A 12,628-nucleotide genomic window follows, 5' to 3' on the forward strand; every position below is an offset into this window, starting at 1 on the left:
CCCACATAAGTCCCTGGGCAATAAATCGCCCAAAGAATATATGCCCAGATTTGATGAAGAATTTAAATTCTTCATCAAATCTGACCTAAACAACAATTATTTATCGAATTTAGAGGTGTCCTAAAAAGGGGAAGCCTACAGTATCACCAGGGAAAGTAAAATCAATTGCACGGTTATAATCAAAAAAAGGGACTTTGTATGGTACCACTATTTGAATCGTTGCCTATTTTGGATACGTGATATTCTTTATCTGATATAGTTGTAGTTATACAAATAATCAACACCAAAGGTTTAATCTTATTCCTCATCCCTTTACCTTTACTTTTAAACATTATCCTTTTGTATAAAATGTAGTTGTTGTAGTGTGACACTCAACGTTTTGTGCATGAGCAGTAGCGGATTTTAAGCGACTGCTTTTCGGATTCCATTATACTTTTATTTACTGAAAGCCGGTTTGACTTAGCACTCAAAACGCAAATGCTTTTCATAGGACACATTGTTGTGTTTAATTATTTTTTGATTTCATTTTTAATATCCCCTAATTTCAATTCTTTATGGTAGGCTTCAATTCTCGAATGTGCAGTTCCGTCAACTAATAAGATAATTATCAGCATAGCAATTGTTGTAATGCTAATTGCTCTCCAAGTTGGTGTATTAATGAATAGAATTAGTAATGCTACTATGATAATTAGAATAGGTATTACTTTGAATACAACTGTGTATTCCTTTAAGGTGGTTTCTGAACGTTCAATTTCTGACTGAAAAAAGGCAGATGCATCAGTGTTAAATGCTTTTTCAAATTGGGTAATCCTTGATTTATTAGTGTAAAATAAACCAAGTCCTATGGTCATAAGTAACAAACCAGCTACCAAAGTCGGAATGATATAGGCCTTTGCTAAATCCGTTTTTCCCAACTGCCAAAATCCAATACTTGCGATTAAAAATAAAATTGCAAAGAAAATGAAGAAACGTGTTGAGAAGACTTCGGCTTTTGCCCATTCTGTGGCTAATTTTAATAGTTCCATTTTAGTTTAATTTATATTTTTCTCTGAACTCGGTTGGACTAATACCTGCTTTCTTTTTAAATAATCTCGAAAAATAGGGTGGGTATTCAAACCCTAATTCGTAAGCCACTTCTGAAATACTTTTATTGGGTTGTAATAAAATATTTTTTGCTTCATCTATTAAATGCAATTGTAAATGTTCGGTTGTCGTTTTACCAGTTTCTTTTTTAAGTGTGTCACTTAAGTAACGTTTCGAAACCGACATTTTATAGGCGATTTGTTCTATACTGGGAATGCCTTTTTCTTGCAATTGTCCAGATTCAAAATATTCTGTTAAATGCTGATTAAATTGCTCTAACAAATTGTTGGATATTTCTTTCCTATTTAAAAATTGCCTTTCATAGAAACGATTAGCATATTTTAACATGGTGTCCAATTGAGAAATGATTATTTCTTTGCTAAAGGCATCTTGGTTGTTTTGATACTCGATTTCAATATTTTCTACAATTAATTCTATTTGCTTTTCTTCTTTTGGCGAAAGATGTAATGCTTCATTTACTGAATAGGAAAAGAAACCATATTTTTTTATTTGTTGGGCTAATTCCGTTCCTTTCAGCAAATCTTCGTGGAAATTAATTGAAAAACCTTTTTGCTCAAAAACAACACTATTATCCCATTGTAAGACTTGTCTTGGGGAAATAAAAATTAAAGCTCCATTGGTGAAATCATATGTTGTTCGTCCGTAGTTTAAATTTCCCTCTACATATTTTTTAAAACTAATGGAATAGCAATCATTGGTAATGGGTGGCGAACTTTCTCTTGGACAAGGCAAATAGCCATCGCCTTTTGAGTTGAACACGCTCAACATAGGATGCTCTGGTCGAGGCAATCCTATATAATCTAAATACGAGGATAATGTTTTGAAATGTTGCATACTACAAATTTAAATATTCCATTTTACGCCTGTTTCCTTTTCCGAAAGTTCCCATAGTCTTTTAGCAACTTCTTTATCTTTGGCGTGTGGCTCTAAATTGTGTTCTCCAACTGGTCCGGTCCAATTGTTTCTTCCTGTTGGCCCGTAAAAACCACTTTGGTTTAAATTCGATTCTGTCGCACACATCAATTGAGGATAAGCTCCATTCTCGGCAGGTTGAGTTAAAGGCGTTAATTTCATAATGCCAAAAATAATTTTCATTATAAAGCTTCCATTGGTAGATATTAATGATGTTCTTGAAGAACCTGGATGACAAGCATATGCTTTGACATCTGTTTTCCCAGCTTCTTTCAATCTGTCCTGTAGTTCATACATCGACATAATCTGTGCTAGCTTACTTTGGCTGTAAGCATTATTAGGTGTGTAATCCTTATCCCAATTCAGATCTTCAAATTTGATGGTTTTAATACCCATATCATATCCCAAACTTCCTACCGTTACAATTCGCCCTTTTGATTTTTCAATCAGTGGAAACAATAAGCCTTGCAGGGTAAAATGCCCGAAGTAATTTACCCCCATTTGCATTTCCCATTCTTCTTTTGTTAAACCACGTTTTGGAGTTTGAGCAATTGCAGCATTACAAAGTAGTGCATCTATTTGTGAAACAGATACTAGAACTTCTTTTGCGGCTTTTTTTACAGAAGCTTGCTCTGCTAAATCCATTTTAATAGCAGTTACATCTATGTTATTACCAAGTTCTTGTTTTAAAGCTGCGATGGTAGTTTGTGCTTTTGTAGGGTTACGGTTTAGAATCACCACTTTAGCACCTTTAGATAGTAGAATGCGGGTCGCTTCAAAACCAGTACCGCTGGTGGTCCCGGTTATAACAAAAGTTTTAGCGTTTAAATCTTTTATTCTATCGGGTGTCCACCCTTTTTCTCCAAATTGATTTGTTTTCATTTTTGCCTATTTTCTAATGTTTAATAGAATAGGACAAAGGTCGGGTGGAAGTAGACTGGACTCCTTATACAGATTTTCGTATGTCGTATACTTTTTGGTTGGTTTTAATTACACACAATGGTTTAGGCTAGGCTTTGTACGGTGTTGAAAATCGGCAATATTTTTGGTCAAGCACTAAGCTATAGCCTATTGGCCGCCCGTACCGAACGGCTACCTGCCCGACTTTGTTATTCAGGCGGGCGTTCGGGGGCTTTAGTTTTATTTTATGTTAAAAAGAAAAATCAAAAAGGATTCAGCGACTAGGTAAATATTCACAAAACTTTGGATTTAGTACCCAAGCCGCATTAACTATAGCCGGTGTTGGCGAGTCGGTTTTGTTTGATTTTTTAATTAATTGTATAAAAACTGTCTTCTTGTTTCTTCATATGCGCCATAAGGGCATTTTTAAGTTCGTTTACTTTAGCATTAAATTCTTGCTTATCTATAAGGTTAACCATTTCTTCAGGGTCATCATTAAGATTATACAGTTCAAAATCAGGATGTTTTCTATAATGTTGAACAATTTTGCTTGCGTCTTCATCATATCCTGCTTTGGCAAGCCACGAAAGATACATTTTACGTACATGACGGTCTTCCATTTTATCAACATAACCAAAATCAAAACCGTTTATAACTCTAATGGCATAAAGATTGTGTTGTGATTTATTCCAAATTAATTTAAACTTTCCATCGGTTACCGCCCTCATTTTGTAATCTGGACCTTCCTTAGTATTGTTATATAAGAAATAGGCATATTCTCTGTGTTTTGTATTATTTTCTTTTAGTAGTGGTAATAAACTTTTCCCATCTAGGTTTGAAGGGACTTCACCACCTGCTGCTTCAATTAGTGTTGGTAAAATATCACAGTACTGAGTTATGGCATTAGTCACAAATTTATTGTTATAAGGTTTTGGCCATTTCATAATGCAAGCAGATCTAACTCCAATATCATAAGTAGTCCATTTTCCACCAGGCATACCAGCACCATTTTCATCTAGGACTATAAGTGCTGTATTAGAATCCAGATTGTTTTTTTTAAGAAGATTTCTGGGGTTCCCTACTTGTTCATCAAAAAGTTGTATTTCAGCTAGGTATTCTGTAAAATACTCACGAGTTTCTTTGGTGTCTACCAAATGTTTTGGAAGTACAATGGTGTTTGGATCCCATAAAGAACTGTCTCCTGCATTCCAAGGAGCATGGGCATGTACTGAACAAATAATCAAACAAAAAGGTTGATTTTTATCACGATTTATAAACTCACTCACTCCATCCCAGTCCTCAGGAGGTGTCCCACTATAATTGGCATTTTTAGTAAATCCTTCAATAATTTCAAAAGGATAAACAGATTCGGGCCTAAAATGCATTTTTCCTGTTAGTCCAACACGATAACCAAGTTTATTTAAATGTTGAACAATACTAAGTGTGCCTTCTTTTGTAGCAGCATGATTTACATTACATCCATTATTATTAGGAGTTAAACCAGTAAATAATTCAGCTCTTGTTGGAGCACATATAGCTTCTGACACGAACATATTTTTAAATAAAACACCTTCACTAGCTAATTTATCAATATTTGGTGTAGTATTCTTGTTTTCAGCTCCATAACATCCAATATCCCTAGCATTAATGTCATCTCCAAGGATAATAAGAAAATTAGGTTGCTTTGTCTGTCCAAATATTTTGCAGCTAATGAATAGAAGAATAATTATGCTTAATTTATGTTTTTTCATTGTAAAGATTTATTTTCTTTTGAACAGCTGGCTATCGGTTTAGCTATGGTTTTGTTTAGTTTTTAGCGAGTCAAACAGCCAGACTTCCACGGTTAGTGGAAGAAATTAACGAGGGCAAGACGAAGCTACTGTTGATAGCGTTTAACCTAGTTTTTGTTCTAAAAATAGAATAAATAATTGAAGGTAAGTGTAGCCAAAATGAATTATAGCTGTTGTTGTATTGCCTTTTTATTTTTTAGGTATTCCTAGTCTCTTTATCCAGGAGATTTCAGATTCAAAAAATTGGAGTTTTGTTTCAATTAATCGGTAGGTTTTATCGCGTAAAGGTTTAGCTATAAATCGGGCACTGGAATTACTGAAGTCTTATGTGAATTTTTCATCAAGATCTGTTTTCTTATCTGTAGTAAAAGAAACAATTTTTCCGTCTAGGCTCCAATTTCCTTGTCCGTATTTATTTTCTTCCCTAGGAATCCCCTTTTTATGATTACGATACGAATGAAAATGAAAGGTTTTATTTTGATTTAATGTTAGTGTATATTCAATGAGGTGTTCTTCTTTATCTCCAGCGCTAAGAAAATACTCGCCCACCAAGATATCCGCTTCAGAGACCAAAGTAAAACTGGACTTTAGCAGCAAAATTGAAGTCATTACTTTCATGATCTTGTTTTTAAATGCAATACAACGGTCTTGGCTATCGTTAGTTGCGCCTACCTACCACAGGCAGGTGTTGGAGCAACTAATTTAGCAAATACAAACCGGACCTGCCAGCCGGCAGGCTGGTAGAAAATCCATCCCGCCACGCTTTTGGGCATGGGAAGATTTTCGTAAGTAAGTGAGTACTAGCAATGAATTATACATGGTGTTGTGTCAGTATTTTTTTACTTTCTTACTGTTGAATGTAAAAAGTCCATTTTCCATTTTCCGTCAATCTTTTTAAAAGTAGCACTTTCTAACCAGTCAAATTTGACTTTAGTTGTGTCATTAAAGACAAATTTTGCGTGATTAAAATAATTGATATTACCGGAATTGTTATCCACGTTAATTTTTAGATTTTCAAATTTATATTCAGCTGTATATTTTGGAAAACTCTTCATCATTTTGAAAATACTATCATTGTTAAAAACTACTCCATCTTCATATATAATAAAGTCGTCAGTTGTCAAATCTCGCATTTTTTTAAAATCCATTGTTTCAATTCCGTTAAAATATCCAATTAAAACGGACTTTAATTGATCAGGATTATTAGTTTTTTCTTCTTGACAAGAACTAAATAGTAGAATCTGGGTCAGAAGTAAAATTGACAATTGTTTCATATGATTCATTTTTGGTGGGTTTGTTTATTCGTTTTGGCTTATTGCACACAACGGTCTCGTATATGAAAAGTAGCAGATTTCAAACCACCAAACTGTCAGAGAGCACTGAACTTTGATTAATAGTTTAATATTCTAAATTAGCACTAAACTCGCTATTGCTCATACACAATGTTGACATTAGTTATTTTTAATTTCTTATCCTTAACAATTCGATTTCTAATTCTTCTTTTGACTTTCTTTCAATAGTATTTAGAGTGGAATTCAGAATGTTGTTTTTTTCGTATGGATCATTAATTAAGTTGTACATTTCCTCTTTTCCATTAGCAAACACTAATAATTTGTATGTACCATTGCTAATTGTCCAAGCGTCATTTTTTTCATTCTTCATTTCAGAATACTGATACTTTCTGATTGATTTCTTTTCAGATAAAAGTGACTTAAAGCTTTTACTGTCATTTATTTCATCAATTTCAACACCTGCTATTTCGGCTATTGTAGCAAAAATATCTGTACTCGTAATTAAATTATTGTCTATCCCTTTTCTTTCCACTCCCTTTCCTGATACAAATAGTGGCATATTAATACCACCTTGATAAAGACTTCTCTTCACTTGATTTGAAGCGTATGGGGCTTGTGTTACAACAGGTTCGGTGCCATTGTCACCCATAAAAATAATAAGTGTATTTTCACTTTCTTCTTTTGATAATGAATTCAACAGTTGTCCTATTTGATGGTCCATTGCCTCAATTGAAGCCATAAAGTACGGTGTTGGGTCTACGCCTTCTTTGTAAGGAGGTAAAGCCCCTTGCTTATGCATTTTGACTGGTGGAATATGAAAGGGAGTATGTGGTGCATTGTAAGCTAGCCACATAAACCAAGGTTTATCTTGTTTTTGAATCCAATTAGAAGCCAAATCGGTAAACTTTTTGGTGGTGTACACACTGCTGCTGGATTGTTTTCCATTTTTGGATAACGGCCAGTTGTAATAATCTTTTACGGAACCAATAAAAATACCTTCATAATAATCAATACCAAAGGTTTCTGGGTTGATCGTTGCATCATATCCAGATATATGCCATTTACCAATTACAGCGGTTGCATAACTATTGTTGGTGTTGTCGTTGATATATTTTTGTAACAGGGTTTCACTTTCGCTTAATTTTTGATTTGCCCACCTTACATCGGTTCTGTATCCATATTTCCCAGTAATCATTGATGCTCTGGTAGGTGAGCACGTTGGATACGTCCAAAAGTTTGTGAAATTTAAACCATTTTTTCTAATAGCATCGATATTTGGAGTGTGTGGTTTTATACTCCCTTCTGTAAAGCCGGCTAAAGCATCTTTTCCCATATCATCTGCAATTATCAGCAATATATTTGGGGAATTTTGAATCTCTTTTTTAGTCTGGTTATTTTTGCAGGATAACAAAGAAATTGCTGCTGCAATAAATAGTATATATTTCATCAGTTCATTTTGAAGCATTTAACTCTAGTTAATTTTGTAAAAACTTAATCAAGGGAGAAATAAAAGCTTCAAATTTCTCGATGTGTGGAAGATGCCCAACATTTTCTAACTCTACTAATTTAGCATTAGGTATTTTTTTTTGAGTTTCTTTCCCTAACTGGTTATATAAACCCATTGTTTTTCTTATATCTTCACTTACGAGAGGTTTACCAAGTGCGGTTCTGTCTCTTGTTCCAATAATTAACAAAGTAGGGGCAGTGATATTTTTGAACTCATATACAACGGGTTGTGTAAAAATCATATCATACGTTAGGGCATTATTCCAGGCTATGGTTTTATAATCAGAATTTAACGTCCAACCGGCCAATAAATTTACCCATTGGTCGTATTCGGGTTTCCATTTGTTGTCATAGTAATTCACCAATTGATATTTCTTTATCCCTTCGAAACTTTTTTTAAGCTCATTTTTATACCACCATTCTACAGGTTTATAAGGTACTTTTAGTTTCCAGTCTTCCAAGCCAATTGGGTTCTCCAGAATGAACTTTTCTGTCATTTCTGGATACATTAAGGCAAATCGAGTGGCTAGCATTCCGCCCATTGAATGTCCTAATATGGCTGTTTTTTCAATACCCAATGTGTCTAAAAGTGATTTTGTATTTTGTGCTAATTGTTGAAAGGTATAATGAAAATGTAAAGGTTTAGATGATTTTCCAAAGCCTATTTGGTCTGGGACGATTACGCGAAACCCTGCTTGTGTTAAGGCTTTAATGGTTGTTTCCCAATAAGCACCATTAAAATTTTTTCCGTGAAAAAGCACAATGTTTTTGCCGTTATATGCTTCCGGCTTAACGTCCATATACGCCATTTTTAGGTTTTGTTCTTGAATGTTTAATTCCAAAAACGAAACTTCATACGGATATTGGTAATTGGACAATTCAATATCTAGCCATTGTAATTTTTCAGTTTGTGCTGTTACAAATTGGAGGTTGAACAACAAACAAATCCCAGACATTATGTTTCTTATCATTTTAAAATGTATTTAATTTTCTAATTCACTGCAATATCTACACCAATTAACTGGATTCGTAACCCTTTTATTATCATCGTTTGCTACAAATGACATAACTCTAAGACTATCAGTAGGTTCTGCTTTACAATTTTGTATTCTACTTAATCTAGAAGTATTGACATTGATTAAGTTATTGAATGGAGGCAGATTCTTTTTAATTAATGCCAACGGTCTTGTGTATGAAACGTAGCGGATTTTTATATGCTTTTTCTTCGGTTTAACACAGACTATAAATATACAAAAAAGCCATTAGTGAAGAATTAACTCCGCTATGGCTTATATACAATGTGTGTGCCCAGCATGGGCATCTTTTAACTACAGAAATGTAGTTAATTAATCTATAGGGGGCAAGTCCCTTATGGGCAGGGGTAACGCCTTGAACCATTAGTAAGCTGCAAGCTCGCCAATCGTGAGATAGGGAGTGAAGGAAGCAGGACTACAAAACCCGGTACTGACGAACAGAAACCGTATCTGAGGCATATATGCATGGGTAAGCAAGCACATCATTGTAACACCCAACAGAATACAAAAAGTGCATTTATGTAGATACGGCAGGAATCGGGGGATACCTGCCCGTGCCATTCAGGCGGGGAAGATGCCATTACCTGGGGAGGTCTCCGTAATTACGTGTTGATATAATGGAAAAGTCAGCAGAGGTTATAGTACCCACGGGAAATGAGTTGCATAAAACTGTACAGGTCTCACAAGTGGGGAAGGACTGAACGCAGTCCTTTTGGAAATTACGTTGGGAGCATTGATTTTCGTTAATTGGGTGACCGATTCCCAAGAAAATCTGTAGCCTTTTGAAAAAGTACAGAATAGTTTCGATTGGTGTAAAGAGCGATTGAAAAGATGGATTGCGAACCGCCGTATACCTGCCCGTCCCATTCAGGTGGGCGAGACCCGTACGTACGGTGTGAGAGGCGCACCGTGAGCTTATTGCTCACGGCCGTCTACTCGATTGGCGGTAGTGTTTTAATTACTTCCTACTCATAGAATAGAATTCTTTTTTTATTCTTTTCTATTCGCCTTTTATGATTGGTTCGTATTTATTCCAGTTGACAATAATTGCCCAAATATTAATTGCGAATAGTATTAATGCGATTCCAATTCCTGATAGGTCATGTACTAAATGATGAACAAATATTCCTACCATAACAGGAAGAATTACTAGCGCTCCCAATGCTCTTGTTTTTGGGATTGCTATTAAAGCACCTCCAATGATTTCAATAATTGCTACAAGCGGAAAAATCCATTTAATTGTCATAAATCCACCCATAATTTGCATCATTTCTTCAGACATTTCGGGCATAGGCATATAGTTGAAGAATTTGTTAAATCCTGAATTAACCATCATTAATCCGAATAGAATACATAAAGCTGTAAGAAACTTGTTTTTCATTTTTCAATTGTTGTTGTTAATAATATAGCAAAATTAACTATTTTTGATTACCAATAGTAATCAGCTACCTATAGGTAATCAGTTACTTCAAGGTAATCATTAAATTAGTAGAGATGAAAAAAAAGGAACATAAAGAGTGTATGTCCGCCTTGTTGCCTGTAAGGGACACTTTAGATGTAATAGGTGGAAAATGGAAGCTTTTAATCTTAATTTCAATATGGGAGGGAAATAAGCACTTTAGGGAAATAGAGAGAAGTATTCCAAAGTTAAGTACCAAAGTTTTGTCAAAGGAATTGAAAGATTTGGAAGAAAATCAGTTGATTACAAGAACTGTTTTAAATGGTTTTCCTGTCAGAACAGAATATATGCCTACAGAGCATTCCAAAACGCTCGAAAAAGTCATTTTTGAATTGCATAATTGGGGTATCCATCACAGAAAGAAAATCTTTGGCGATAAATCCTTTACAAATAATTCAGTTCGTGTGTAGTGTGAATACGGATTACATTACTGCCAATGGTTAGTATATGGTTAATTGCGTAAGCGACTAAGATAACAAAAAAGCGTTGCAGTAAGGAAATCCGCTAGGATTTCCGAGACAAACTTTACCCACTTTCAAGCAATTAATTATACACGGTGTTGTGCGTTTGTTTTTTTATTCCGATCGATTTGACTGAAATTGATTCCTATTAATAAAAACACAAAAGGAGCAATTACGGCATATCCAATAATTCCGATATTTCTAATTTGCATATCGTTAAAAGGAACTCCAAGTATTCCAATAAGACTTAAGACTCCTGAAATTAACATTAGGGCTCTTATCGTTTTCTCCATTTTTCCATTATTGAATATTGGAGCAGCTAATAAAAATGAAAGTGAAAAGAACCAATCCCATGCGAGAATATCTAATGTGTATACAACAGATGGCCATTTAAATGAAAAGAGTAAAGTCAAATCGTCCATTGTTGTAGTTTCAAGTTGATAACTCATAGTGAGTACTACAAAATGAACACTTGAGGTAATTCCTGCCATAACAAACATTGAACACAGAGCAAAAAGACTTTGTAATTTATATTTCGCCGAAGCATGATAATGAACTGCAATCATGCTTATCGCCATTAATAGGGCAATTATGATGGCAAGCAATTCCATTATTGTAAAGTATGGGTCTCCGATTGGCTCTTCAGAAGAGCTCAAAGATAGAAAACCAATAAATGTAATAAATAAATATACAAGTCCGAACGAGAAGGTAATCCAGCAAGTAATCTTACCTATATTGATGTAATCTCTATTTGCATCTTCAATCAGCATTGCTTTAAAGTTTTGATTGTCAAATGACGCACAACGCACTTGTGTATGAAACGTAGCGTGTAAAAAGACACTAACTTTTCGGGTTAACACAGAGCCGAATTTTTATATTGTGTTTTTAATTTTTTTTCAAAAGCCAAATTAAAAATTTGGCGGTCTTTGTAAATAAGCACAAACCTTTCAGTTTAGCACTTATTAGCTATGTTTTATACACCGTGTTATAGCCAGTTTTAATTCCACATTCCATTAGATTCAGTAAGAACAATTGGGTTTTTATCCGTAATTAATATTGTTTGCTCGTGTTGTGTTACATATCCACCTTTATTACCTACTAAAGTCCATCCATCATTTAATTCGACAGCAACAGTAGATTTTGTCGATATAAAAGTTTCTATTGCAACTGTAGTATTTTTTCTAAATTTTTCTCGATTTGTTCTAACTCTATAGTTTAAAATGTTTTCTGGTTCTTCGTGTAAACTTCTACCAACTCCGTGACCAGCCAAATTTTTAATTACTTTAAAACCTGATTTTTTAGCTTCTGTTTCTATTAAATATCCAATTTCAGAAATCTTTACTCCACCTTTGATATTGTTTATTGCTTTGCGCAAAATATTCTTAGAAGCATTTACAAGAGGTTGGTGATTATGGATGTCTTTTCCAAGAACAAAAGAACCTCCATTGTCAGACCAAAAACCATTCAATTCAGCTGATACATCAATATTAATTAAGTCTCCTTCTTTTAATATTTTTTTCTCTGATGGTATTCCGTGAGCAGCTTCTTCATTTACACTTATGCAAGTGAATCCTGGAAAATCATAAGTTTCATAAGGTGCTGATTTTGCCCCATAGCTTTTTAAAATTTCACCACCATATTCGTCTAATTCTTTCGTTGACATTCCAACTTTAGCATATTCTCTCATCGATTTTAGTGTAGTTCCAACAACTTCACTAACTCTTTTCATTCCTATTAATTCAGATTCTTTTGTTATCGACATTTCGTTTTGTTTTAATTGGCTACAATGGTTTAGCTAAGCGTAGTGCGGAAGTAAGGAAACCTTTGGTTTCCGTCTGCGCACGAAGCTAAAGCTTATTGCCCGCCCGTACCAACGGGTACCTGCCCGACTTTGTTATTCAGGCGGGCGTTCGGGCGGGTTTTGTTTTTTCTTTGGCTCCCTAAAAAGCAAAATCCCAAAGATTTAGCGACTTTATAAATATATACAGACCTTTAGATTTAGCCCAAAAGTCCGCATTACGTTTAGGTTGTGTTGAACTAAACCTAAAGGTAGCTTCAAGCAAGTGTTACCCTGCCGTTCACTACCTTTAGGATAGGTTTAATCATAAAATTTAAAGTTATGAAAAAAAAGTAGCACCCTCATTGATAGGGCCTGTAATTCCGTATCCGG

At 34.6% G+C, this 12,628-nt stretch carries 12 protein-coding genes; 1 reads left to right on the plus strand and 11 read right to left on the minus strand.

Annotated features, from left to right (window positions below):
- Positions 1–509: 509 nt before the first annotated feature.
- From MWU78_RS21865 to MWU78_RS21905, 9 genes are all read right to left on the minus strand, one after another.
- A complete protein-coding gene (locus tag MWU78_RS21865) occupies positions 510–1,025 on the minus strand; it encodes a hypothetical protein (RefSeq protein WP_247001874.1) in 516 nt (171 codons plus the stop codon).
- A 1-nt stretch (position 1,026) separates the two neighbouring features.
- Positions 1,027–1,938, minus strand: coding sequence for a response regulator transcription factor (locus tag MWU78_RS21870; protein ID WP_247001876.1), 912 nt, complete (start codon positions 1,936–1,938; stop codon positions 1,027–1,029).
- Between the two features lie 9 nt (positions 1,939–1,947).
- Complete coding sequence (locus MWU78_RS21875; RefSeq protein ID WP_247001878.1) at positions 1,948–2,898, minus strand: SDR family oxidoreductase; 951 nt, start codon at positions 2,896–2,898, stop codon at positions 1,948–1,950.
- Between the two features lie 386 nt (positions 2,899–3,284).
- The gene (locus MWU78_RS21880) at positions 3,285–4,667 is read right to left on the minus strand and encodes a sulfatase (RefSeq protein ID WP_247001880.1); all 1,383 of its coding nucleotides are present in this window, start codon (positions 4,665–4,667) and stop codon (positions 3,285–3,287) included.
- Between the two features lie 363 nt (positions 4,668–5,030).
- Positions 5,031–5,324: a copper resistance protein NlpE N-terminal domain-containing protein gene (locus tag MWU78_RS21885; protein ID WP_247001882.1), complete on the minus strand. Its 294-nt coding sequence runs from the start codon at positions 5,322–5,324 to the stop codon at positions 5,031–5,033.
- Between the two features lie 221 nt (positions 5,325–5,545).
- Positions 5,546–5,980, minus strand: a complete 435-nt coding sequence (locus MWU78_RS21890; RefSeq protein WP_247001884.1) for a nuclear transport factor 2 family protein — start codon at positions 5,978–5,980, stop codon at positions 5,546–5,548.
- Positions 5,981–6,167: 187 nt separating this feature from the next.
- Positions 6,168–7,445: a sulfatase-like hydrolase/transferase gene (locus tag MWU78_RS21895; RefSeq protein WP_247001886.1), complete on the minus strand. Its 1,278-nt coding sequence runs from the start codon at positions 7,443–7,445 to the stop codon at positions 6,168–6,170.
- A 28-nt stretch (positions 7,446–7,473) separates the two neighbouring features.
- A complete protein-coding gene (locus tag MWU78_RS21900) occupies positions 7,474–8,475 on the minus strand; it encodes an alpha/beta hydrolase (protein ID WP_247001888.1) in 1,002 nt (333 codons plus the stop codon).
- Between the two features lie 1,063 nt (positions 8,476–9,538).
- Positions 9,539–9,919, minus strand: coding sequence for a DoxX family protein (locus MWU78_RS21905; protein WP_247001890.1), 381 nt, complete (start codon positions 9,917–9,919; stop codon positions 9,539–9,541).
- Positions 9,920–10,032: 113 nt separating this feature from the next.
- On the opposite strand from MWU78_RS21905, the gene MWU78_RS21910 reads away from it, so the two are divergent.
- Complete coding sequence (locus MWU78_RS21910) at positions 10,033–10,407, plus strand: helix-turn-helix domain-containing protein (RefSeq protein ID WP_247001892.1); 375 nt, start codon at positions 10,033–10,035, stop codon at positions 10,405–10,407.
- 137 nt (positions 10,408–10,544) lie between these two features.
- On the opposite strand, the gene MWU78_RS21915 is transcribed toward MWU78_RS21910, so the two are convergent.
- Positions 10,545–11,228, minus strand: a complete 684-nt coding sequence (locus MWU78_RS21915) for a hypothetical protein (RefSeq protein ID WP_247001894.1) — start codon at positions 11,226–11,228, stop codon at positions 10,545–10,547.
- 227 nt (positions 11,229–11,455) lie between these two features.
- A complete protein-coding gene (map, locus tag MWU78_RS21920) occupies positions 11,456–12,220 on the minus strand; it encodes a type I methionyl aminopeptidase (RefSeq protein WP_247001897.1) in 765 nt (254 codons plus the stop codon).
- Positions 12,221–12,628 lie beyond the last annotated feature (408 nt).

The sequence above is a fragment of the Arenibacter sp. F26102 genome (assembly GCF_023015865.1).
GTDB lineage: Bacteria > Bacteroidota > Bacteroidia > Flavobacteriales > Flavobacteriaceae > Arenibacter.

What these genes read in the sequence shown, in the direction of transcription:
- MWU78_RS21890 (WP_247001884.1), bottom strand. Translation starts at nt 5,980, where the DNA reads ATGAAACAATTGTCAATTTTACTTCTGACCCAGATTCTACTATTTAGT.
- MWU78_RS21870 (WP_247001876.1), bottom strand. Translation starts at nt 1,938, where the DNA reads ATGCAACATTTCAAAACATTATCCTCGTATTTAGATTATATAGGATTG.
- MWU78_RS21905 (WP_247001890.1), bottom strand. Translation starts at nt 9,919, where the DNA reads ATGAAAAACAAGTTTCTTACAGCTTTATGTATTCTATTCGGATTAATG.
- MWU78_RS21880 (WP_247001880.1), bottom strand. Translation starts at nt 4,667, where the DNA reads ATGAAAAAACATAAATTAAGCATAATTATTCTTCTATTCATTAGCTGC.
- MWU78_RS21875 (WP_247001878.1), bottom strand. Translation starts at nt 2,898, where the DNA reads ATGAAAACAAATCAATTTGGAGAAAAAGGGTGGACACCCGATAGAATA.
- map (WP_247001897.1), bottom strand. Translation starts at nt 12,220, where the DNA reads ATGTCGATAACAAAAGAATCTGAATTAATAGGAATGAAAAGAGTTAGT.
- MWU78_RS21885 (WP_247001882.1), bottom strand. Translation starts at nt 5,324, where the DNA reads ATGAAAGTAATGACTTCAATTTTGCTGCTAAAGTCCAGTTTTACTTTG.
- MWU78_RS21915 (WP_247001894.1), bottom strand. Translation starts at nt 11,228, where the DNA reads ATGCTGATTGAAGATGCAAATAGAGATTACATCAATATAGGTAAGATT.
- MWU78_RS21865 (WP_247001874.1), bottom strand. Translation starts at nt 1,025, where the DNA reads ATGGAACTATTAAAATTAGCCACAGAATGGGCAAAAGCCGAAGTCTTC.
- MWU78_RS21895 (WP_247001886.1), bottom strand. Translation starts at nt 7,445, where the DNA reads ATGAAATATATACTATTTATTGCAGCAGCAATTTCTTTGTTATCCTGC.
- MWU78_RS21900 (WP_247001888.1), bottom strand. Translation starts at nt 8,475, where the DNA reads ATGATAAGAAACATAATGTCTGGGATTTGTTTGTTGTTCAACCTCCAA.
- MWU78_RS21910 (WP_247001892.1), top strand. Translation starts at nt 10,033, where the DNA reads ATGAAAAAAAAGGAACATAAAGAGTGTATGTCCGCCTTGTTGCCTGTA.